This window comes from Nocardiopsis coralliicola (assembly GCF_054779695.1).
The window spans coordinates 33,787-55,041 of sequence record NZ_BAAGXT010000038.1 but is presented as its reverse complement, the minus strand read 5'-3'; the positions used below and the strand labels follow the sequence as shown (position 1 = coordinate 55,041).

Genomic DNA, 21,255 nt, shown 5'->3' with positions numbered 1-21,255 from the left:
CTTCCGCGGGCCGGCGCACCGGCGCCCCGCGGGGCGCCGGCCCCGAAGCGCGGCGGAGCAGCCGCTCCACACGGCCCCGGACCGGCGGCACAATCCAGTCATGACGCGATCCGACCGGTACGGGACCGACGCGAAATCCCTGCCCGCCGCCCTGCGGCGGATCTGCGTGGTGGAGGAGGACGGTGTCCGCCGACCCGGGGTCCGCGCCGTGGCCGGGGTGCGGCTGCTGAGCGCCGCAGAGCACGAACACGCCTGGGCCCGCTGTGTCGGGCGGTTCCCGCAGCGCTCGGACGGGTCGGTGGACTGGGACGCGGTGCCCGAAGCCGTCATCGAATCCTCGGCCGAGGACGGGACGGCCGAGGGGGACCGGCTGCTCGCCGGCACCGTCCTGCGGTGGTTCCCGGAGGGGACTCCGCTGGTCTTCTGGGGAGCGGCCGCGGTTCCGACGGCGCACATCGGCGCGGCGTTGCTCGCCGCAGCCCTGCCCGAGGCCATCGCCCGGTTCGCTGACTTCTGGATCGCCGACGAAGAGGCCGGCGTGCTCCTGGAGCGCGCGTTCGACGGGGCCGTCACCGTCGCGGCGCTGCCGCCCGGGCCGATCTGCTGACCGCGGGCCGGCCGGCCGCGTTCGACCGGCAGCGGCGGCATCAACCGAGGTGAGCGCGGGGTGGTGGCGCGCCACACCACCCGGGGTGGCGCGGAGCCACCCTCCCCTGGCCGGATACGGACAGGGGGCGGTCGGGGCGGCTGGGCCCGGTGGGGACCGCGGGACAATCGGCGGGAATTCCCCCGATTTCCCTTTTCCTTGGAGCGACGCGTGCCGGAATTTCCCCCGCCCCACGACCCGGGAGGCCAGCCCTCGGGTCTGCAGCCTGGCCACGCCGGTCCCGAAGGCGGGCCCGCACCCCGGGCGGCCCGGCCGCAGCAGTACGCCGGACCGCCCGCATACGGCCAGCCCGGCGCTCCCGGCGCTCCCGGCCAGGTCGGCCCGCCCGGGCCTGGCGGGCCGGGCGGGCCGCCTCCGCAGGGCCCGCCCCAGGGCCCGCCGCCGCCCGGCGGGCCGGCCCCCGGCATGCCGTTCCAGCAGGGCGGTCCCGGCGCGGACAACCGCAAGCTGTTCCTCATCATCGGCGCGAGCAGCGCGGTGGCGCTGGTCGTCGTCGTGACGCTGATCCTCGCCCTCAGCGGCCCCACGCAGTACTCGGCGCTGATCCGCTGCAACTCGACCGACGTCGACGGCCTCACCTTGGAGGGCGACGGCCCCGAGTCGTTCCGCGGCCAGGAGGTCGACTCCGAATTCGTGCACGTCACCTTCGCGGTCGACTGCGAGGGCCAGGACGAGGAGGGCGAGGTGCTGATGTCGGCGCTGCTGATCGACCCGCTCGCCTCCGAGGAGTCCGGCTCGGCCGAGCGGCACCTCAACCTCTTCGACGAGCTGAGCGAGAAGGACAGCGAAGCGCACGACATCTCGGAGGGCGACTATAGCCTCGCCGCCGACCTCGTCGAGGACGACCCGCAGGAGTCCACCGGCACGGCCGGCTATGTGGAGGGCAACCTCGTGGTGGTCTGCAGCGCCGAAGGGGACGGCGAGCCGGAGGAGCGCATCGACCGGGCCCTGGCCGTCTGCGGCGCCTACCAGGACGCCATGAAGGCCGACGCCCCGCGCGTCTGACCTCGCGGGCCCCGCCGCCGGCACCGTCCGCGGCGGGGCCCGGCTGTGCCGGATCCGGCGCGGCCGGGGGCGCGAGACGGGAGAATCGTGAGTGATTCGACCCCGACCGCCTTTGGAGCGCGCGTGCCGGACCATCCCCCACCCCACGGCCCGGGAGTCCCTGGAAACCCCGGCTGGCCCGGCGGCCAGCCGCCCGGACACCCGGGTCCGCCCGGCGGCCCCGCCCCGCCCCCGCAGCACGGCGGACCGCCCTTCGGCCCCGGAGCGCCGGGACCGCCGGGAGCCCCGCAGCCCCCCGGCTCCCCCGGTCCGCCGATGGGCCCGCCCGGCCCGCCGGGACCGCCCGGGCCTCCGATGCCGCCGGGAGGCCCACCGCCGGGCCAGCCCTACAACCCGGGCGGCGCCGACAACCGGAAGCTGTTCCTCATCCTGGGGCTCAGCAGCGCCGCGGTGCTCGTCGTCGTCCTGACCCTGATCCTGGCGCTCAGCGGCCCCACGCAGTACTCGGCGCTCGTCCGCTGCGGCGACGCGGACTCCGAGGGCCTCACGTTGGAGGGCGACGCCCCCTCGGAGGTGCCGTCCTTCTTCACCGACGCGTTCGACGACGTCGACTCCGCCGTCCTCTGCGGCGGAGAGGACGACACGGGGGAGATCGTCGTGTCGGCGTTCCTCATCAATCCGCTCGCCGCCGAGGAGGACGGCGCCATGGAATCGGTCCTCAACTCCTACTTCAGCGACAACCTCCCCAGCGACGGCGAGACCCAGGACATCGCGCACGGCGACCACAGCCGGGCCGAGGACTTCGCGGAGACCGGCTCCGGGGACTCCGGGGCCACCGTCGGTTTCACCAAGGGGAACATCCTCTACATGTGCGCCGCCGAGGGCGGCGGCGAGCCGGAGGAGCGGGTCGACCGGGCCCTGCAGGCGTGCTCCTCCTACGAGGACGCCATGCAGGCCGACGCACCGCGCGCCTGACGCCGCTCGGGCCCCGCCGCCACCACCGGCCGCGGGGCCCGCTGCGCGTCCAATCCGGAAGGGACGGGACAATCTTCATTCCAGTGATACGACCCCGATCTCCTTTGGAGCACGAGTGCCGGACCATCCCCCGCCCTCCGGCTACGGAGGCCCGTACCCTCCGGGGCAGCCCCCTGGTCCGGGCTACCCGCCCGGCGCGCAGTACGGTCCGCCGCCGCAGGGTCCGCCCGGACCGCCGTACGGCGCGGGCGCAGGGTTCCCGCCGCCTCCGCCGAGCCGCGGAACGGGCTCGGGGAACGGAAAGCTGTTCCTCATCCTCGGCCTCGCGGGCGCGGCCGTTCTCGCTGTCGTCCTGACCCTCGTCTTCGCGCTGGGCAGCCCGGAGCACTACTCGGCCATGGTGCGCTGCAGCTCCGCTGACGCCCACGCCGAGGGGCTCGCGCTGGACGGCGAGGGCCCCGAAGCCCCGAGCGGCTCCATTGCGGAGGAGGACGCCGCAAAGCATGCCTCCTTTGTCCTCCTCTGCGAGGGCGAAGACGCGGACGGCGTGGTGATGATGACGGCGATGCTGCTTGATCCCGACTTCGCCGAGCAGGACGGCGCCGTGGAAGGCCGCCTCGACCTGGTCTTCAGCGAGCTGAGCGGCGACGGCAGCGAGGAGCACGACATCGAGCACGGCGACTACAGCCGTGCCCTGCACACCACCGGGCAGGACGAAGCCCAGGGCGCCGTGGCGTTCACGTCCGGAAACCTTCTGGTGGCCTGCGGCGCAGAAGGCGAGGGTGCGCCCGAGGACCGGATTGACCGGGCCCTTCAGGCGTGCGCCGCCTACGAGGACGCCATGAAGGCCGGCGCGCCGCGCGACTGACCGCTGACGCTAGACGCCCGCCGTCCAAGGGTCGGCGGGCGGGTTGGCGCGTGCGGCGGGGCATCCACTTGGGCCGCGCGGCGTGAGTGCATCGGAGCGGCACCTGGCCGAATGGCTCACCGCCGCCATGCCGAACCACGACCATGGCCCAGTGCACGGCGGTAGCTGCAACCGCCGCGATGAGGAACCCCTGGAGGACGCGCAGATCCCACAGCTCCTCTTGGCATTTCGCTGTGAACCGCTCCTCGGGCCGGCACACGTCCACGTAGTGGTACCAGTCGCCGAAGGTGAAGACCCCGAGCGTCCCCACACCCACCAGCTCGGCTATGAGAACAAGAGCGAGCGCCACACCCCAGAGCACCTTCTTCAGCGATATCTCTTCCGCCTGCTGTTCGACGCTGTCCATTGCGCCTCCTCCGCGCCGCCGATTCCCTCTATCGATCGTGCGCGGGCGCGGCAGCCGAGGCATGAGCGCACGTACTCACCCGCAGGTCAGTCGTCGGAGCTGTGGATGCCGTCAACCCGTTCTTTGAGCGCAGCCCGCTCCTCAGCGGCGGCATCCTCGTGCGCTGCCCGGGGTGCGCTCATCGGAGCAGCGTGCTCACCGCCGCCCTGCCCGGACCAGGAGCACGGCCCAGTGCACGGCCGTACCCACGGCCGCTGCGACCGCGAACCCCTGGAGGATGCGCAGGTCCCGCAGCTGCTCCTGGCACTCCGTCGTGAACCGCTCCTCGGGCCGGCACACGTCCTCGTAGTGGACCCAGTCGGCGAAGGAGAAGAGCGCGAGCGTTCCGACGCCCACCAGCTCGGCTATGAGAATAAGAGCGAGCGCCACCGGGCCGAGCATCTTGTCCAGCGACACCTGATCCGGCTGCTGTTCGACGCTGTCCATTGCGCCTCCTCCGCGCCGCCGATTCCCTCTATCGATCGTGCGCGGGCGCGGCAGCCGAGGCATGAGCGCACGTACTCACCCGCAGGTCAGTCGTCGGAGTTGTGGATGCCGTCGACCCGTTCCTCGAGTGCAGTCCGCTCCTCGGCGGTGAGGCCGGGATCGGTAAAGCGGAGGACGAGGTAGCGGGAGCGGTAGGCGTTCGCGCCGATCGCGTCGGCGGTGGCCTCCGCATCGGCCGCGGCGTCGAACTTCAGGTAGTCGGCCTGGTCGGTGGTGTAGCCCTGGGCGCAGTCGAACTCCGCGCACAGCTCCGCGGTCGCTTCTTGGGGGTTGCCCTGCAGGTACCACCCGGTGGGCTGTTCGGCGAAGACGTCGTCCAGGTCGGCGTCGGGAGCGAAGTCGTGCGCGAGCCACCCGGCGACCATGTCCTGTTCCGCTGCGTTGCTCCGCTCGTCGGTGAAGCGGATGAGCACCGTGCCCGAGCGGCGGGTGGGCGCCGTCTCCGCCTCATCCGCCTCCGCGGCCTCTTCTTCCGAGTCGAACCGGAGGTAGTCGGCTGCGACGGGACCGGAGGTGGTGTAGCCCTGCAGGCAGTCAGGCGGCCCAGTGCACAGCTCCTCCGTCGCCTCCTGGGGGTCGGCAACGGCGTACCAGGGCTCGTCGCTCTGGGAGAACACAGCGTCAAGGTCGATGGACTTCCCGGTGCAACCCGCGGACACCGCTGCCAGTACGGCCAGCACGGCCGCGGCTGCCCCGCGGGACCTCCGGCGCTGATCCGGTCCTGAACGCACGCGCGCTCCTTCCGTCCGGTGCAATCACCCCGTCGGACGCAGTGTTGCGCCGCCGCGTTCGCCGCTCTGCGCCGCCGATTGCGGTCCGGGGCCCCGCTCCGCCTGGCTCGCGCAGTGCTGTTTGAAGTCCTCCCGGGACGGGGCGCACGACACCACAGCAAGGGCCGCTTCGCCGTAGAGCGCAGCCGATCGCAGTCCGGGAGCGGGACAGTCCCGCAGGGCCCGTCTCAACCCCCTGCACGCCGCACCGGCCCGGCTACGGTGGCAGCCATGGGCGAGGACACCCCCGAAGACCCCCCGCAGGCCGGTCCGGCAGCGCGGCCGGACCTGCGGTCCCGCGCTCTGCGGGCGGCGCTGCGGGCGGCGCTGTGGACAGTGCTGTGGGCTGTCTTGTGTGCGCTGGCTGCCTGGGATCTCGTCCAGGTGCGCAACTACGAGAACGTGCGCCCCGCACTGATCGCCGCGGAGGCGGCCGCCACTGCCGCCGCGATGGCCGCGGCGTTCGCGCTGCGCCGGCGGCAGCCGTTCGCGGCGCTGGCCCTCGCCACCGTCCCGGGCGCCGGGCAGGCGGCTGCGGTCGGCGCGGGGGTGGTCACCGGCGTCGCCCCCACGGTGCTGCTGCCCGGAGCGCTGCTCGCGGTCGCGGCCGGGCGCCGCTCGGACCGCGTCCTGCCGGTCGCCGCGATCGCCGCCGCGGCCGCCGCGGTACCCCTGGCTGCAGCCGTGGTGCGCTGGGTCGGCGCGGGCGACCTGCGCTCCGCACTCACCGGGGCCGTGGACTGGTCGGGCGTGGTCCTCGCACTGGCCGGCCTCCTCATCGCGCCCTGGCTGGCCGGCCGGTACTGGCGCCGCCAGAGCGCGGTGCTGGCCGGCGGATGGACCCTCGCCGAACGGCTGGAGCGGACCCGCGCCCGCGACGCCGAGCACGCCCGGCTGCGCGAGCGCGCCCGGATCGCCAGCGGCATGCACGACTCACTCGGCCACGACCTGGCGCTCATCGGCGTGCGGGCCGCGGCTCTTGAAGCCACGGCCGACGGTCCGGCCCGCGCCGAGGCCGCGGAGCTCCGGGCCGCAGCGCACCAGGCGACCCTGCACCTGCGCGACACGATCGGCCTCCTGCGCAGTGACGGCCCGGAAGAGCCCCCCGAGGGCGCGGCTGCCGCGGTCGCCCGGGCGCACGAAGCGGGGATGCGGGTCCGGCTGGTCCGCGAAGGCCCCGACCCTGATCCGGACTCGGGCGCGGGACGCCTTCTGCACCGCACCGTGCAGGAGGCGCTGACCAACGCGGCCCGCCACGCACCCGGGGCGGAGGTGACCGTGCACATCCGGAGCGGCGCGCCCGCGCGCGGCACCGCGCCAGCCGGGGTCGAGGTGGAGGTGGCCGACAGCGGCGGGGCGGCTGCGGGCCCGCGGGAGAGCGGCAGCGGATCCGGACTGCCCGCGCTGCGCCGGCGGATCGCCGCCGCGGGCGGGGAGGTCACGGCCGGACCGTCCGGCCAGGGCTTCGCACTGCGCGCCCGCATCCCCGAAGACGCGGAGGACCCCGACGGCGCCGACGGAGACGGCGGTGCCGGGCCCGATGGGGACACCGACGCCGCCCGGCGGCTGCGGACGGCGCGGTCCGCCGCCCGGCGACGACTCGGCGCGGCCGTGGCAGTGCCGTGCGGCATCGCCGCCGTCGTCCTCGCCCTCTCCTTCGGCCTGCTCGCTGCGGTGAGTGCCGCGACCGTGCTGCCGCCGGAGGACTACGCCCGCCTGGAGGTCGGCGCCGGCGAGCGCGGCGTCCGTGAGTCGCTGCCCGTCTTCGACTTCGACCCGGGGCCGCTCCAGCGGGAGACGCCCCCGCCGCCGGGCGCATCCTGCCGCTACTACCTGGCCGAGCACGGCAGCGGCGTCATCCCCGTCTACCGGCTCTGCTTCGATGGCGGGGTGCTGGTCGCCAAGGACCGCTTCGACCGCGCATAAGCGCGCAGCGGTAGGCGCTCCGGTAGCGTCGGCGCCATGGCCTCCGCTCCCGCGCCTCCGGCGATCCGGGTCGTCCTCGCTGACGACGAGCGCCTCATCCGGGCGAGCGTCGGCGCGGTCCTCGCCGCCGACTCGGGCTTCACCGTGGCCGGCGAGGCCGATGACGGCGCGCAGGCGCTGGACCTCGTGCGCGCCGAGCGGCCCGACATCGCGCTCCTCGACGTGCAGATGCCGGGGACCGGAGGGCTGGAGGCGGCCGAGGCGATCCGGTCCGAGTGCCCGGAGACGGCCACCGTCATCCTCACCACGTTCCAGGAGGACGCCTACATCGCCCGCGCGCTCGACGGCGGCGCGAGCGGCTTCGTGCTGAAGACCGGCCCGCCCGCCGCGCTGACCGCAGGCCTGCGCGCGGTGGCCGCCGGCGGCGTCTACCTCTCCCCGGAGATCGCGCACCGGATCGCCGCCGAAGTCCGCAGCACCGGGCGCATGGCCCACGGCGCAGCGGCGCGCGACCGCATCGGGCGGCTCTCCGCCCGCGAACGGGAGGTGCTCGCCCACATCGGCGCCGGGCTGTCCACCGCCGCCATCGCACGCCGCCTCGGCGTGGCCACCGGCACCGCCAAGGTGCATACGGCCGCGGTCCTGGCCGGCCTGGGCGTGGACAACCGGGTGCAGGCGGCCGTGCTCGCCTACGAGGCCGGGCTGGTCCAGCCGTCCGGCGGCGCCTGACCGGCGGCCGCGCGCTCTGACCGGGCACTGGGCGAGCGGGCGCACGGCCGCACCGGTGCGGGATGCTCCACCACCGCCGTCACCGACCCAATGCGGCCGCCCCTGCCGCCGAGCCGCCACCGCCGTGTTCCTGACCTGGCCGTGACAGCCCGGCCGCGGCCACTGTGCAGCTGGCGAGGCAGCGCCAGTGGATCCGCACTCGGCCAGACCGCCCCGTCCTCTCCGGCCGTCTCGGCGCGGCCGCCGACCACGGCGGTCCGCGCCACCGCAGGCGTGGCGGACCCCGCCGGCACCGGACCGGTCGCCGCTATGCCGACCGGGCTAGCCGGAATCGACCGCGCGCATCATGCGCGGCGGCGGCCCTCCCGGCGAGGATTCCGGGCATGGCCACCCACAACTCCGCTTCCGCACCGGCTCCGCTCCGCCACCGGCGCTGGGCGGGCCACGTCACCGCGGCGGCCGTACTGGCCGCCGGCTGCGCGGTGCCGACCGCGTCGGCGGCCGTGCTCGCACCCGATCCGATCCGGCTCGACCCGCCCGCGCCGACCGGGCCGCACGCCGTGGGCCAGGCCGCCGTCCACCTCGTCGACGAGGGGCGCGGGCACCCGTGGGTGCCCGGTGCCGACGACCGCGACCTGATGGTCACCCTCTGGTACCCGGCCGAGCCGACCGGCGGCGAGCGCGCCCGGTACGCGACGCCGGCCGTCGAGGAGTTCCTCGACGGGGAGCTCGAACAGGCGGGGCTGCCGAGCACCGCGGTCGACTTCGCCGGGTCGCGCACGCACGCCGCCATCGGCGCACCGCCGAGCGCCGACGCCGGCCGGATGCCGGTCCTGCTGTACTCGCACGGCTTCGCGCAGACCCGGCACCAGGCGACCGCCCAGATCGAGGAGCTGGCCAGCCGCGGCTACGCCGTGGCCGCCCTCGACCATCCGTACGAGTCGAGCGCGGTGGAACTGCCGGACGGGCGAGTGCTGCGGGGTGCCAACAACGCGGGGATGGAGGCGACGCCGATGTACCGGGAGGCGATCGCCACCCGCGTCGCCGACGCCGGGTTCGCCCTCGACGCGCTCGACGACGCGGCCGGCGGCGGCACCGGCGGAGCGCGGAGCGGCACGGCCATCCCTCCAGAGGTGGCCGCCTCCCTGGACCTGGAGCGGGTCGGCATGTTCGGCCACTCGGCGGGCGGTCTCACCGCCGCCGAGGCGATGCTGGCCGACGCGAGGATCGACGCCGGGGTGAACCTCGACGCGAGCATCGCCTACCACGTGGGCGACGAAGTCTGGGCCGCCGCCACCGTGCACGGAGCCGACCGGCCCTTCCTGCTGCTGCGCGGCGGCTGGTCCAGCGGAACCGGTGCCCGCACCACCAGCCGCGAATCCCCCGACATGCGGCTGTTCCGGGAGAACTCGGCGGGCCCGGTCTCCGAGGTCTACCTGGCCGAGGCGGAGCACATGTCCTTCATCGACACGCAGTGGATGGTGCCCCAGCTCGCGTCCGGTGCCGGCGCGGGCGGCCCGGCATGGGACACCTCCGTACTCGCTTCGGTCGGATCGATCGACCCCGAGCGCAGCCTCGCGGCGCAGCGGCGGGTGCTGGCCAACTTCTTCGACGCCGAACTGCGCGGCGCGGACCAGCCCCTGATGGAGGGGGTCCCCTCGGACGCCGCCCTGATCGAGTGACGCCTCCGCCGACGGCCCCGCGCTCCGGGCGCGGGGCCAACGTCGCGCTCTGCGCCGCGGACGCGGAGCTGGACTCAGCTCCCCCGGCGCCGGCCAGGCCCCAGCGCTGCGCCGTCCATCGCGATGCGCCGGCGGGGCCCGCCGCACCGCCGGCACCGCAGGTCCCGCGCCGGCACGGCCACGAGGGGCGGCGGCGAAGCCACCCGGTCACGCCGCTCCGCTGAAGCCCCCTTGGACACGGCCACGCCGCCCTCAACGGACACCCGCTCCACCGGTCGCCCTGCACCGAGCGCGGGTCGCCCGACAGCCTCCGTCCGACGCCGCCGACACGGAGCCCGGCTCTGATCCACTCCATCGCCCCCGGCGCCGGTGCAGCCCGGCACCGCGCGACCCGCACACGCGCCCGCCAAGCCGGCGGCGGCGGAGCCAGCCGGACGCGCCGCTCAGCTGGAGCCGCCACGCCCTCCTCAACAGGCACCAGCTCCACCGGCAGCCCCGGCCACCGCCGCGAAGCCGGGCGCAGGTCCGCCTCCGCCACGGCCGGCGCCGCACCCGTCCCCCGCGTCTCGGCGCTATTCGCCCCGCCATCGCCCGGCGCCGGGCAGACGCCTGCCCGCTGCCGACGGCTCAGGCCTCGCTGCCGATCGGGCCGAGGGAGACGGCGGGAAGGCGCTCAGCCCCACACCACCGCACGCTGTTCCGCCGGGCGCTCGGCAGCCCCGGCGCCGCGGCCAGCGGCCGCACCCGCGCGGGAGCCCGCTTCCTCCTGCACCGCGGCGCCCCGCACCGCCCGGTTGGAGCGGCACCAGCCCGCCGACGCCGTCCTGAACGCGGCGGATTCCGCCGGCTGCCCCGCGCTTCGGTGCGCGGGGCAGCCGGCGGTTTCAGATGTCGCGCGAACGCAGCTCCACCAGCGCCGCGATCTGCGCCGCGGCCGCCCAGCCCAGGACCGCGGCGATATTCACCGGGCCGTCATGCGGGGCCGTGTAGAAGCCCGCATCTCCGGCGGCGTAGAACTCGATGCCGGCCAGGCCCGGGAAGACGGCGGCGAGGTCGTCCAGCCACGCCACGCCGCTCAGCTGGAGCACCATGGGCACGCCGACGAGCAGCAGCACGCCGACGCCGATCGTGGCGGCCGCGCTGCGCAGCACCGTCCCCAGCCCGACGAAGAGCGCGGCAAGCAGGCTCATGCACAGGCCCGCACCGGCCACCGTCTGCAGCGCGGCGGCGGGATCGAAGACGACATGGCGCCCGACCGCGGCCCACAGCACCGCGACGCCCACCACCACGGCGCCGGAGCCGAGTACGAAGGCATAGGCGGCGGCCACCGCGGTCCGCGCGGCGAGCACCCGTCCGCGGCGGGGCACCGCGAGCAGCGTCGCGGTGACGCTGCGGTCGGCGTACTCGCTGGTGGCGCTGAGCGCGGCAATGGCGAGCACGATGAACTGGACGAGGTAGAACACGCCCTGGGACGTGAGCCGGGTGAAGGAGAACGACCCGGACTCGATCGGGTTCTCCGCCACCCGATCGACCACGGACAGCCCCATGAGCGCGGCGAACACCGCCATCACCGCCCCGGTCAGGACGGCCGCCCCCACCGTGGTGCGCAGCGACAGCAGCTTCGTCGCCTCCATGGCGAGGGCACGCCGCAGCTCGCCGCGCGGGCGCCCCTCCACTGCAGGCGGACGGGCGGCGTCCCGGGCCGCGGCCGCCGCTGCTTCCTGCACCATCGCCTCTCCCCTCGGATTCACACCCGCCCCCGACCCGCTCACGGCCGCGCCTCCATCGCGCGGCCGCTCTCGGCGCCGCTGCCAGACCCCGCGCCGGCGCCGGAGACGTGCTCCGCGGCGTCTTCCGTCATCTCCACATAGACCCGCTCCAGCGACGCGCCTTCACTGGCCAGGGCATGGACCCGCGCCCCTGCGGCGTGTGCCGCATCGCCCACCGCCGCGGCGGTCAGCCCATCGACACGCAGCTCCTGCTCGCCGATGCGCTCGACCTCCACGGCGGTCTGCGCCCGCCCCCGGCCGAGAGCGCAGAGCCGCTCCGCGAGCGCATCGGCCTCGGGGGAGCGCACGGTGACCCGGTCGCGGGTCCACTCGCGCACGAGTTCACCCAGCGGGGCGTCGGCGACCAGGCGCCCGCCCGCGACCACGACGACGTGGTCGGCGATCAGCTCCATCTCGCCCATGAGGTGGCTGGCGACCAGCACCGTCCGCCCTTCGGCCGCGAGGCCGGCGAGCAGGGTGCGCATCCACCGGACGCCGTCCAGGTCGAGGCCGTTCATCGGCTCGTCCAGCACGAGCACGGCGGGGTCGCCCAGCAGCGCCGCAGCGATCCCCAGCCGCTGCCGCATGCCGAGCGAGTAGCCGCCGGTCCTACGGTCCGCGGCCCGGTCCAGCCCGACCGTGTCGAGCACCTCTGGTACGCGGGCCGGGGCCACCCCGATTCCGCGGGCCAGCGCCCGCAGGTGGGCGCGCCCGGTCCGGCCCGGATGGACCGCGCCGGCGTCGAGCACGGCGCCGACCACGCTCCCGGGCCGCTCCAGCCGGGCATAGGGCAGGCCGCCGACCAGCGCCTCGCCCCGAGTGGGCCGGGCCAAGCCGAGCAGGACGCGCAGCGTGGTCGACTTGCCGGCTCCATTCGGCCCGAGAAAGCCCGAGACGGCGCCCGGCCGGACGTCGAACGTGAGGCCGTCCACTGCGGTCTGGCCGCCGTACTGCTTGGTGAGTCCGCGAATCGAGATCACCGCTGTGCCGTCCCCTCTGCCCACTGCCTGCGCTGATTCCCAGAACGCTAGGCCGCGGCCCTCCGCGCCCGCATCGGCGCCGGGAAGGGACCCGGCTATGCCGGACGGCATAGCGGTCGGTCAGGCCGGTGCTCCCGGACGCCGGGGCGCGAGGCGCAGAGAACTGCGTCGGCCCTGCTCCGAGTCGCTCGCCCGCCGGGTCTGGCCGAGGGCGCCGCTGGGTCAGCGGCAATGCGGACGCAACTGGAAGAATCGGTGCCGCTTCATCACCGATTTCCTTGGGAGCGCACGAGTGACGGACTATCCCCCGCCGCCCCCGGGCCCCGGAGACGGGCCGCGTCCCCCGCACCCACCCCCGAACGATCCCGGCGCTGCGAGCGGGTTCGCCCAACCGCCCGGGAGCCCCCCACCGGGGGCTCCGCCAGGACCTCCGCCCGGCTGGATGCCTCCTCCCGGTGCGCACAGCCCGGGATCCGCTCCCGGCGCCCCAGCCGCATCGGCGAACAACCGAAAGCTCTTCATCATCCTCGGCGCCTCGGGCGGGGCCGCCGTGCTCGTCGTGCTGGTGCTCATCCTGGCCTTGGGCGGTTCACCCCAGTACACGAGCCTGGTCGCCTGCAGCGCTCCAGAGGATTCCCCCGCCACCCTGGACGGCGACGCGCCGGACGCACCGAGCGGTCTGGTCGCCGCGCAGAACCTCATGTCGAACGTCTCCGCCTACGTCGACTGCGAGGGCGAGGACGGTACCGGCGACATCGGACTGCTCGCCCTGCTCCTTCAGCCGTCCTACGCCGAGAGTGACGGTGCCATGGAGTCGCGGCTCGACGCGGTCATCATGGAGGTCGACACCGACATCGAGAACGGCGAGGACCACGACATCTCCGCCGGCGAGCACGCGCGGGCCGTCGACGAGGCCGATGCCGAGGACCCCGAGGACTCGCAGAGCCTCATCGCCTACACGACGGGGAACCTCGTGCTCGCCTGCCTCGCGGAGGGGCCGGGCAGCGCCGAGGAGCGGATCGACCGCGCCCTCCAGACGTGCGCCGCCTACGAGGAGACCATGAAGGACGAGGCGTCCCGCGCCTGAGCATCCCCGGACCCGCGGGCGAGCGGATTCCCCGCAGCGCGGGACGCCCGCGGGTCCGGCCTCGCTGCCACACGTGGATTCCCCTTGGCGGCGGGGCCCGCTGGAGGTACCTTCCAGAGGCGGGCGCCGCACTGGTGCCCGCTGCACCTCGTCGATGGCCCGGGCGCGCCGCGAAGCGCCCCGTGATGAACCCCACCATGAGCACGCACCGCATCCGTCCCGGGGAGGACCGCTCCCCGCGCCGATGAGCGCCCCGCGGCTCACGCCGCGCAAGGAGATCCGGTCGAGGCGGCGCCGCCGCACCCACTCCTGCTGGGACCACCTCTACGCCGCCCCGCTGTGGCCGCTGCACGGCGCCAACCTCGGCACCCTCCTGCGCACCTGCGACGCCGTCGGCGCGTGCATGGCGGTACCCCGCCTCCCCTGGGTGCCGGAAGCGCTCGCCCGGGGCAACACGCTGCGCCGCCCGGCGTGCGTGCACTGGAGCGGCGGCCAGATCGAGTGGCTCGCCGCCATGCGCGGCCGCGGCGCCCGCATCGTCGCGGTGGAACTGGCCGACGAGTCGGTCCGCCTCGCCGACTTGCCGGTGGCGCGCACCCCCACCGTCGCGCTGCTGGGGCACGAGCGCACCGGAATCCCCCCGGAGGCCCTGGAGCTGGCGCACGACGCCGTGGAGATCCCCATGGTGGGCGGCGGCCACAGCCTCAACGTCGCGGTGGCCGGCTCCCTGGTGCTCTACCGGCTGGCCGGGCTCCTGTGACGGCCGAGGCGCCGGCGGCGCACCGCGCGGTGGTGCCCGGCACACCGGTGGCGTGGCCCGGCCCGCCTACCTGCACCGCCCGGCCGCGTTCGGGGCCGCGCCGTTTCGCGCGCAGAGCTAATCTGGACATTGGCAGGAAAAGCGGACCGCCTCAGCGGTGTCGACAGTGAAGGTGGTGGCCGATGACCGGCCTGGCATACGTGATCGCGGGTTCCGAGGCAACGGGAGGCGCGGGGATCCAAGCCGACCTCAAGGCGTTCCAGGAGCTCGGCGTCTACGGCATGGGCACCGTCACGTGCATCGTGTCGTTCGACCCCGGCAACGGGTGGGCGCACCGCTTCGTGCCGGTCGACCCGCAGGTGATCGCCGACCAGATCGAGGCCGCGACGTCGGCCCACGACCTGGACACCGTGAAGATCGGCATGCTCGGCACGCCGGCGACGATCGACGTGGTGGCGGAGGGCCTGCAGCGGCAGGAGTGGCGCGACATCGTCCTGGACCCGGTGCTGATCTGCAAGGGGCAGGAGCCCGGCGCGGCGCTCGACACCGACAAGGCGCTCACCGAGAAGGTCCTGCCGCTCGCCACGGTGATCACCCCGAACCACTTCGAGTCGATGACGCTGGCCGGCATGGAGCGCATCGACACCGTCGACGACCTGATCGAGGCGGCCAAGCGCATCCACGAGCTGGGGCCGAAGACGGTCATCGCCAAGGGCGGCATGGACCTGCCCGGGCCGGACGCGGTCGACGTCCTCTTCGACGGCTCCGAGGCCACCGTCCTCCGCGCCCCGAAGATCGGCGAGAACCGCGTCAGCGGAGCCGGCTGCACCTTCGCCGCCGCCATCACCGCCGAACTCGCCAAGGGCGCCGACGTCGCCACGGCCGCCGCCACCGCCAAGGCCATGGTCCGCGCCGGCATCGAGGCCCGCATCTCGGCGAACACCCCGTTCGACTCCGTGCTCGCGGTCGCGCCCCGCGCCTGAGAACGCCGGCGGGGCCGGGCTGCACCGCCCGGCCCCGCCGCTTCCCTGTGCCTACCGCCGCAGCCGGCGGTAGGTGCGGACCGACAGCGGCAGGAACACCGCGACCAGCACCGCCGGCCAGGCCACGGCCAGGGCCGGGGCGTTCTCGGCGAACCAGGTTCCGCCGCCCACGACGGGGGCGCCGAGCAACTCGCGCACCGCGGTGGCGGTGGCGGAGACGGGGTTGGCCTCGGCCAGTGTTCCCAGCCACCGCGGCATCGTCGCCGTGTCGATGAAGACGCTGGAGAAGAAGAGCACCGGCCACACGAGGATGTACACCGGGCTCAGCGCCTCCGGGCCGCCGGCTTTGAGCCCGACGAAGATGCCGAGCCAGAGCATGGCGGCGCGCAGCAGGAGCAGCAGGCCCAGGGCGATCGCGGCGCCGGCCGGCCCGGCCTCCGGACGCCAGCCGAAGAGCAGGCCCGCTCCGGTGACCAGGGTGAGCGACACGGCCGAGTCGGCCAGGTCGGCGGCGCACCGCCCGCCGACCACCGCGATGCCGCTCATCGGCAGGGAGCGGAACCGGTCCGTGACGCCGCGGGCCGCGTCGTTGCAGACCGCGGTCGAGGTCTGCTCCAGGCCGAGGAAGACCGTCATGGCCAGCACGCCGGGCATGACGAAGTCCAGGTAGCTTCCTCCGACGGCCTCCTGGAGGGCGCCGCCCATCAGGCCGAGGAAGAGGGCCATCAGGATCACCGGCCACACCCAGCCGAAGAGCCGCGCGAGCGGAGCGCGCCCCCAGTGCTGGATGTCGCGGCGGGTGATGGTCCAGGTGTCCAGTACGGCGCGGACGACCGGGTTGGTGGAGCCGTCCGGGGCGGGCGCGCGGTGGGCGTGCGGCGCGGTTCCGGTCCGCGGGGGCGCGGTCGGCGACGCGGTCATCGGCGGGCTCCTTCTCGGCTGGCTGCGGGGCCGCCGGTGGCGGCGCCGGATTCCTCGGTGGTGACCGCGCTGTCCCCGGTGACCTGGATGAAGACCTCGTCCAGACTCGGGGTGCGGACGGCGATGTCGGCCACCGGCAGCCCGGCATCGCGCAGCGCAGCGACGGCACCGACCAGCGCGCCCGCGCGGTCGGGCAGCGGCACCAGCAGCTTTCCGTCCTCGGTGCCGACCGGCCCGCTGGCCCAGTCGGCGAGGACCGCCGCGCAGGAGGCCGCCGTCTCTCCGGCGGCGGGCGTGACCACGAGCCAGTCGTCGCCGACACGGGCCTTGAGTTCCGCCGGGGTGCCCTCGGCGGCCACCCGCCCCCGGCCGAGCAGGCTGACGCGGTCGGCGAGCTGGTCGGCCTCCTCCAGGTACTGGGTGGTCAGGAGGACGGTGGTCCCGGTGCGCACCAGTTCCCGGATGGCGTCCCAGACCTCCTGGCGGATGCCGGGGTCGAGCCCGGTGGTGGGCTCGTCGACGAACAGCACTTCGGGCGCGGTGATCAGTCCGGCGGCGAGGTCCACCCGCCGGCGCATCCCCCCGGAGTAGGTCGAGACCGGGCGGTCGGCCGCCGCGGCCAGGTCGAACCGGTCCAGCAGGTCGCCCGCCAGGCGCGCGGCCGTGGCCGCGCGGAAGCCGTTGAGCCGGGCGAACAGGGTGAGGTTCTGGCGCCCGGTGAGGATGTCGTCGACGGCCGCGTGCTGGCCGACGAGCCCGATGCGCCGGCGGACCTCACGGGGGCGCCGCCCGGCGTCGTGCCCGGCGACGACGACCCGGCCGGCATCCGGTTCGACGAGGGTGGTCATGACCCGCACCGCAGTCGTCTTCCCGGCGCCGTTGGGCCCGAGCAGCCCGTGCACGCTGCCCCGCGCGACCCTCAGGTCGAGCCCGTCCAGGGCGGTGTTCGCTGGCGCCCTCCTCCCCGCGCCGTAGCGCTTGACCACGCCCTCCGCGGCGATCGCCGTCTCGCTGTCGCGCACACGGCCTCCCTTCCCGCCCAGCTGTCCGAGCTGTCCGAGCTGTACAGAGCCTCGACAGCGCACTGCGTGCGCTTCGTACGGCACTATATACACCGTTTCGTACGGCGTAAATTTCAGCCTACGGTAGGCTCGCCGACGTACGCACATGCGTTTTCCGGTGATCCGGGTCACACGACGCTGAACAGGGGGAGGGGCCGGTGTCCAAGCCCAAGGGGGCGCCCGAGGTGGTGCGCAGCATCTACCTGCTGTGGGGGCGGCATCCGGCGCCGAGCCGGTCCGGGCTCGACGTGGGCGCGATCGTCGCCGCCGGCATCGAACTGGCCGACGCCGAGGGGCTCTCCGCGACATCGATGCGCCGGATCGCCGAACGCCTCTCCACCAGCCCGATGTCGCTCTACTCCCACGTGCCCGGGAAGGACGACCTCACGGCGCTGATGGTGGACTCGGTCCTGGCCGGCCTCTACAGCGACACCGAGGAGCCGCGCCGCGCCGGGGACTGGCGGGCGGGGCTGCACCTGGTCGCCGAGCGCAACCTCGCCCTCTACGCGCGGCACCCGTGGCTGCTCGACGTGGAGGAGACGCGGACCTATCTGGGCCCCAACATGACCCTGAAGTACGAGGCCGAGCTCGGGCCGCTGGACGGCTCCGCCCTCAGCGATGTGGAGGCGGACGCGGCCCTGTCTCTGGTCCTCGAACTGGTGGCCGGATCGGCCCGCACCCGGCGGGAGGCGTCAGCCGCCCAGGAGGGCTCCGGCGTGAGCGACGCGGAGCACTGGGCGATGGCCGTCCCCGCGCTGGAGCAGGTCACCGAAGGGCTCCGGCTGCCCCGCGCCGACCGGGTGGGGTCGGCCGTCGGATCGTCGTTCGCCGCACCGGGCAGCGCCGACTTCACGCTCGACTTCGGCCTGCGCATGCTCCTCGACGGCCTCGCCCACCGCCTCGGCGAGAGCCCCTCCGCTCCCTGACCAGCCGCCGCCCGACGGCCGGCCGGTACGTCCGCGGCCGGCGGGGGTCAGCCGTGGACGCGGTCCTCCCGGTCGGGGACCGGGGAGCCGTCCTCGCGCAGCAGCGGCTCCCGGCCGCCCCCGGGAGAGGTCGCGCCGGACGTGGCGCACCGGTACGGCTCGCGCTGCGGCAGCGGATCGATGAACATGGGGTTCACCAGCCAGTTGCCGTCCTCGTTGTCGTAGGCGCGGCACATGATCTCGTCCTTGTTCCGGTTGAGGACGAGGTGCGCTCCGGTCGCGTCGGCGACGAAGGAGACGTCGGTGTCGGCATCGCCGCCGCCGATGGCGATGCGCTGCTGCGGGGCCTGGCGCTCCCAGGCGGCCGGGCCGTCTACGCCGAAGATCTCCTGGTTGACGAAGCACCGCTTGCCGTCGATGTAGGGGATCACCTCGCCGCGGCCGCCGTCGGCGCCGCCGCACCCCTCGTTGCGCGGCGTGATGCGGCCGCCGTCCAGCTCGGAGCGGATGGCCACGGTCCGGTCGGCCGGCACGCCCGCGCCCGCCGCCCAGACTTCGGTGATGGGTGCGACGCCCGCCGACACCACCCACACCTCGAAGCCGGACCGCTCCAGCACGCCGGCCAGGTCGCGCATCTGCGGGTAGTACCGGATCCAGCCGGGCACCGTGTGCGTTCCGACGCGGTCCTGGGCCCCCTCGGGCCGCGCCAGGGCCCGGTGCCGCGCCTGCTGCGCGATGCGGCTGACCTCGGCGGGGGTGTGCCCGGTGAACAGCTGGCCGGCCCAGGCGTACTCGGGCACGGTGCGCCGGTGGTTCCACTCGCCGCCGAACGCCGGCTCGCCGTCCATGGTGGCGCCCTCCAACCGGATCTCCAGGATCTCGTCGGCGCAGTCGGCATCCTGCGAGGTGGGCAGCGGCTCCCCGGCCGGGACTCCGGTGCCGCACGCCCGGGTGAGGGCCTTTGCGGCGGAGCCGGTCAGCCAGGGACTGAGGTCGCTCCACCGCTCCGGCCGGAGAATCTCGTCGTGCTGCAGCGCCCACACCAGGGTGGCGTCGGTGGTGTCGTTCTTGACCATGGTGTTGTCCCAGTCGAACGCCGCCACGGGGCGCCCGCCCGCGCTCCCGCCGCCGGGAACCCCGGAGACCGGCTGCCGGCCGCAGAGACCGAGTCGGTCGATCGTCCGCTGCAGCTGCTCGCGGTTGTCGCCGTACCAGTCGAGCTGATCGGACAGCCGCGCACACGCACCCACCCGGTCCGCCGGCCCGGCAGCGTGCGCCGGCCCGGCGGGCACCACACCAGCCGCAACCGCCGCAACCGCCAGTGCCGCCACGGCGGCCTTTGCACCCCGAACCCCCACGGCTCCCCCTCCCGAACGGCACCGAGAACGGATCCAATCTCCCCCGTCTCCACCCCGACCAGGCGCAACGACGCGCCCTTCCGCACGCGCCGCCTAGCGGCGGGCCGGCGGATCACGGTCAAGCGCCGCCAGGAAGCGCTCGACCAGGGGACTCGCGTCGTCCTTGCGCCAAGCGACAGCGACGCGGGTACGCGCGGCATCAGGCTCGATCCCGCGGAAGGCGACGCCGCCGAGGCGGATACGGCGGACGCTCTCCGGAGCCAGTGCCACCCCCAGGCCCGTTTCCACGAGTGCGCAGACGGTCTGCCATTCGACGGCGTGCTGGGCCACCCCCGGCGTGAAGCCGGCCGCTGCGCACAGGCCGGTGATCTGGTCGTACAGAGAGGGGCCGGCGGCGCGGGGCAGGATCACGAACGGGCAGTCCGCCAGTTCCTCGACCCGGACGGCCTGCTGTACCGCCAGCGGGTGCGCGGCGGGCAGAACGGCGACGAAACGCTCGTCCAGCACCGTCTCGAATTCCAGTTCCGCGTCTGCGGATGGCGGCTCGCGCAGCAGGCCGATGTCGATCGCCCTTTCGCGCAGCGCGTCCAACTGGGGCGCGGTCGTCATTTCCCGGATGTCCAAATCAACGTTGGGAGACCGCTCCCGGAAGGTGCGCAGCAGGCCGGGGAGGACTGTGAGGGAGAGCGAGGCGGCGAAGCCGATCCGCAGGCGGCCCGACCTCCCGCTGCCGGCCTCGCGGGCCGCGGCCAGACCCTCCGCAAGGCCGCTGAGGGCATGCCGGGCAGCGGGGAGGAGCGCCCGTCCCGCCGAGGTGAGGCCGATACGCCCGGGCTCACGACTGAAGAGCGGGTACCCGATCCTGTCCTCCAGCCGGCGGATCTGCTGGCTCAGCGGGGGCTGGGCGATTCCCAGACGCGCGGCGGCGCGGCCGAAGTGGAGTTCTTCGGCGAGAACAGCGAAAGCGTGCAGCTGCGGAAGGGGTACTTCGGGGCGATCCATATCCTAAGAGATATCATCTGATTCATAAGACTGTATTAGACATATCAGCACTGGGCCACCTAGCGTTCGGTGCATGAGAGAGCGACGTTCCATCTTCAGCGGCTCGACGTTCGAGGAGCAGATCGGATATGCCCGCGCGGTGGTCGACAGCGACTGGGTCCATGTCTCCGGAACGACGGGGTTCGACTACACCGCCATGACGATCTCCGACGACGTGGTGGAGCAGGCCGAACAGTGCCTGCGCAACATCGAGACCGCCCTGGCGGAGGCGGAGTGCACCTTCGCCGACGTCGTGCGGGTGCGCTATCTGCTGCCCGATCGGACCGACTTCGAGCCCTGCTGGCCGGTACTGCGCAGCGCCTTCGGCGAGGTGCGGCCGGCCGCCACCATGCTCGTGTGCGGCCTCGCCGACCCCCGCATGAAGATTGAGATCGAGGTGGACGCCAGGCCCAGCAGCGCATGAAACCCGCCCGATCCGGCCCGGTCGGCAGGCATGCCAGCACACAGTGGGCGAGCAGCCGCCCGCACGACGCACCGGGCGGCTCGGAGCCCGTCCCCTCTGCTCTGCCGACGGTGATCGCCACCGGCTCGCCGCCGCTGGAGCCGGCAAACAGCACCGTCCGCACCGGCCGCGAACCGGGTCGCGGGCGCGAGGAATCGCTGAATCTCCGCGGTCGAGCAGAACCGCACCCGCCCGATGGTCCTCAATCAGCTTCGCCAGTGGGTCCGCTGTCTCCTGCCCTGTGCACCGCCCTGCAGGGAGAAGGGGTGCGCTCTGCCGCACCGCAAGGCGCCAAGCGGTGGGCGCAGCCGGGCGCCGGCATCGAGAGCGGC

20 protein-coding genes are annotated in these 21,255 nt (G+C 74.5%); 12 read left to right on the top strand and 8 right to left on the bottom strand.

The window, feature by feature from the left end; translation table 11 throughout:
* The first annotated feature begins 100 nt into the window (after window positions 1–100).
* The 4 genes from ACYVGT_RS21585 to ACYVGT_RS21570 all read left to right on the top strand — a co-directional run bounded on the left by ACYVGT_RS21585 (window position 101) and on the right by ACYVGT_RS21570 (window position 3,515).
* Entirely contained in the window at window positions 101–607 is a 507-nt protein-coding gene (locus ACYVGT_RS21585; RefSeq protein ID WP_460861406.1) for a hypothetical protein, read from the top strand.
* Between the two features lie 465 nt (window positions 608–1,072).
* Window positions 1,073–1,672, top strand: a complete 600-nt coding sequence (locus ACYVGT_RS21580; RefSeq protein ID WP_460861404.1) for a hypothetical protein — start codon at window positions 1,073–1,075, stop codon at window positions 1,670–1,672.
* 354 nt (window positions 1,673–2,026) lie between these two features.
* The gene (locus ACYVGT_RS21575) at window positions 2,027–2,647 is read left to right on the top strand and encodes a hypothetical protein (protein ID WP_460861401.1); all 621 of its coding nucleotides are present in this window, start codon (window positions 2,027–2,029) and stop codon (window positions 2,645–2,647) included.
* 115 nt (window positions 2,648–2,762) lie between these two features.
* On the top strand, window positions 2,763–3,515 hold the full coding sequence (locus ACYVGT_RS21570; RefSeq protein ID WP_460861399.1) for a hypothetical protein: 753 nt from the start codon (window positions 2,763–2,765) through the stop codon (window positions 3,513–3,515).
* Between the two features lie 601 nt (window positions 3,516–4,116).
* On the opposite strand, the gene ACYVGT_RS21565 is transcribed toward ACYVGT_RS21570, so the two are convergent.
* Entirely contained in the window at window positions 4,117–4,407 is a 291-nt protein-coding gene (locus ACYVGT_RS21565) for a hypothetical protein (RefSeq protein WP_460861397.1), read from the bottom strand.
* Between the two features lie 86 nt (window positions 4,408–4,493).
* Entirely contained in the window at window positions 4,494–5,198 is a 705-nt protein-coding gene (locus ACYVGT_RS21560; RefSeq protein ID WP_460861395.1) for a hypothetical protein, read from the bottom strand.
* Between the two features lie 270 nt (window positions 5,199–5,468).
* On the opposite strand from ACYVGT_RS21560, the gene ACYVGT_RS21555 reads away from it, so the two are divergent.
* From ACYVGT_RS21555 to ACYVGT_RS21545, 3 genes are all read left to right on the top strand, one after another.
* A complete protein-coding gene (locus ACYVGT_RS21555; RefSeq protein WP_460861393.1) occupies window positions 5,469–7,163 on the top strand; it encodes a sensor histidine kinase in 1,695 nt (564 codons plus the stop codon).
* A 36-nt stretch (window positions 7,164–7,199) separates the two neighbouring features.
* A complete protein-coding gene (locus ACYVGT_RS21550) occupies window positions 7,200–7,892 on the top strand; it encodes a response regulator (protein ID WP_460861391.1) in 693 nt (230 codons plus the stop codon).
* A gap of 383 nt (window positions 7,893–8,275) precedes the next feature.
* Entirely contained in the window at window positions 8,276–9,574 is a 1,299-nt protein-coding gene (locus tag ACYVGT_RS21545) for an alpha/beta hydrolase family protein (RefSeq protein WP_460861387.1), read from the top strand.
* 884 nt (window positions 9,575–10,458) lie between these two features.
* On the opposite strand, the gene ACYVGT_RS21540 is transcribed toward ACYVGT_RS21545, so the two are convergent.
* A complete protein-coding gene (locus tag ACYVGT_RS21540) occupies window positions 10,459–11,304 on the bottom strand; it encodes an ABC transporter permease (RefSeq protein WP_460861385.1) in 846 nt (281 codons plus the stop codon).
* Between the two features lie 38 nt (window positions 11,305–11,342).
* Window positions 11,343–12,323, bottom strand: coding sequence for an ATP-binding cassette domain-containing protein (locus tag ACYVGT_RS21535; RefSeq protein WP_460861383.1), 981 nt, complete (start codon window positions 12,321–12,323; stop codon window positions 11,343–11,345).
* Window positions 12,324–12,765: 442 nt separating this feature from the next.
* Between ACYVGT_RS21535 and ACYVGT_RS21530 the strand changes: the two genes are divergently transcribed.
* The 3 genes from ACYVGT_RS21530 (at window position 12,766) to thiD (ending at window position 15,153) form a co-directional block, all read left to right on the top strand.
* A complete protein-coding gene (locus ACYVGT_RS21530; protein ID WP_460861380.1) occupies window positions 12,766–13,410 on the top strand; it encodes a hypothetical protein in 645 nt (214 codons plus the stop codon).
* Window positions 13,411–13,654: 244 nt separating this feature from the next.
* Window positions 13,655–14,170: a TrmH family RNA methyltransferase gene (locus ACYVGT_RS21525; RefSeq protein ID WP_460861378.1), complete on the top strand. Its 516-nt coding sequence runs from the start codon at window positions 13,655–13,657 to the stop codon at window positions 14,168–14,170.
* Between the two features lie 182 nt (window positions 14,171–14,352).
* Window positions 14,353–15,153: a bifunctional hydroxymethylpyrimidine kinase/phosphomethylpyrimidine kinase gene (gene thiD, locus ACYVGT_RS21520; protein WP_460861375.1), complete on the top strand. Its 801-nt coding sequence runs from the start codon at window positions 14,353–14,355 to the stop codon at window positions 15,151–15,153.
* A gap of 51 nt (window positions 15,154–15,204) precedes the next feature.
* Here the strand turns inward: thiD and ACYVGT_RS21515 are convergent, their stop codons facing one another.
* Both ACYVGT_RS21515 and ACYVGT_RS21510 read right to left on the bottom strand, forming a co-directional pair.
* Window positions 15,205–16,074: an ABC transporter permease gene (locus ACYVGT_RS21515; RefSeq protein WP_460861373.1), complete on the bottom strand. Its 870-nt coding sequence runs from the start codon at window positions 16,072–16,074 to the stop codon at window positions 15,205–15,207.
* Window positions 16,071–17,096 (bottom strand): ATP-binding cassette domain-containing protein, encoded by a 1,026-nt coding sequence (locus tag ACYVGT_RS21510; protein ID WP_460861371.1) that lies wholly within the window; start codon window positions 17,094–17,096, stop codon window positions 16,071–16,073. Before ACYVGT_RS21510 ends, ACYVGT_RS21515 begins: the two co-directional genes overlap by 4 nt.
* A gap of 197 nt (window positions 17,097–17,293) precedes the next feature.
* On the opposite strand from ACYVGT_RS21510, the gene ACYVGT_RS21505 reads away from it, so the two are divergent.
* Complete coding sequence (locus ACYVGT_RS21505; protein ID WP_460861369.1) at window positions 17,294–18,061, top strand: TetR/AcrR family transcriptional regulator; 768 nt, start codon at window positions 17,294–17,296, stop codon at window positions 18,059–18,061.
* Window positions 18,062–18,108: 47 nt separating this feature from the next.
* Here the strand turns inward: ACYVGT_RS21505 and ACYVGT_RS21500 are convergent, their stop codons facing one another.
* Window positions 18,109–19,392, bottom strand: a complete 1,284-nt coding sequence (locus ACYVGT_RS21500) for an HAD family hydrolase (protein ID WP_460861367.1) — start codon at window positions 19,390–19,392, stop codon at window positions 18,109–18,111.
* 120 nt (window positions 19,393–19,512) lie between these two features.
* The gene (locus tag ACYVGT_RS21495) at window positions 19,513–20,421 is read right to left on the bottom strand and encodes a LysR family transcriptional regulator (protein WP_460861365.1); all 909 of its coding nucleotides are present in this window, start codon (window positions 20,419–20,421) and stop codon (window positions 19,513–19,515) included.
* A 73-nt stretch (window positions 20,422–20,494) separates the two neighbouring features.
* On the opposite strand from ACYVGT_RS21495, the gene ACYVGT_RS21490 reads away from it, so the two are divergent.
* On the top strand, window positions 20,495–20,884 hold the full coding sequence (locus tag ACYVGT_RS21490; RefSeq protein ID WP_460861363.1) for a RidA family protein: 390 nt from the start codon (window positions 20,495–20,497) through the stop codon (window positions 20,882–20,884).
* Window positions 20,885–21,255: the final 371 nt, after the last annotated feature.

Bases quoted from the DNA above. Each gene is read 5' to 3' on its own strand.
- ACYVGT_RS21585 (WP_460861406.1), top strand. From the start codon at position 101: ATGACGCGATCCGACCGGTACGGGACCGACGCGAAATCCCTGCCCGCC.
- ACYVGT_RS21580 (WP_460861404.1), top strand. From the start codon at position 1,073: ATGCCGTTCCAGCAGGGCGGTCCCGGCGCGGACAACCGCAAGCTGTTC.
- ACYVGT_RS21575 (WP_460861401.1), top strand. From the start codon at position 2,027: ATGCCGCCGGGAGGCCCACCGCCGGGCCAGCCCTACAACCCGGGCGGC.
- ACYVGT_RS21565 (WP_460861397.1), bottom strand. From the start codon at position 4,407: ATGGACAGCGTCGAACAGCAGCCGGATCAGGTGTCGCTGGACAAGATG.
- ACYVGT_RS21555 (WP_460861393.1), top strand. From the start codon at position 5,469: ATGGGCGAGGACACCCCCGAAGACCCCCCGCAGGCCGGTCCGGCAGCG.
- ACYVGT_RS21550 (WP_460861391.1), top strand. From the start codon at position 7,200: ATGGCCTCCGCTCCCGCGCCTCCGGCGATCCGGGTCGTCCTCGCTGAC.
- ACYVGT_RS21545 (WP_460861387.1), top strand. From the start codon at position 8,276: ATGGCCACCCACAACTCCGCTTCCGCACCGGCTCCGCTCCGCCACCGG.
- ACYVGT_RS21540 (WP_460861385.1), bottom strand. From the start codon at position 11,304: ATGGTGCAGGAAGCAGCGGCGGCCGCGGCCCGGGACGCCGCCCGTCCG.
- ACYVGT_RS21530 (WP_460861380.1), top strand. From the start codon at position 12,766: ATGCCTCCTCCCGGTGCGCACAGCCCGGGATCCGCTCCCGGCGCCCCA.
- ACYVGT_RS21525 (WP_460861378.1), top strand. From the start codon at position 13,655: ATGAGCGCCCCGCGGCTCACGCCGCGCAAGGAGATCCGGTCGAGGCGG.
- thiD (WP_460861375.1), top strand. From the start codon at position 14,353: ATGACCGGCCTGGCATACGTGATCGCGGGTTCCGAGGCAACGGGAGGC.
- ACYVGT_RS21515 (WP_460861373.1), bottom strand. From the start codon at position 16,074: ATGACCGCGTCGCCGACCGCGCCCCCGCGGACCGGAACCGCGCCGCAC.
- ACYVGT_RS21495 (WP_460861365.1), bottom strand. From the start codon at position 20,421: ATGGATCGCCCCGAAGTACCCCTTCCGCAGCTGCACGCTTTCGCTGTT.
- ACYVGT_RS21490 (WP_460861363.1), top strand. From the start codon at position 20,495: ATGAGAGAGCGACGTTCCATCTTCAGCGGCTCGACGTTCGAGGAGCAG.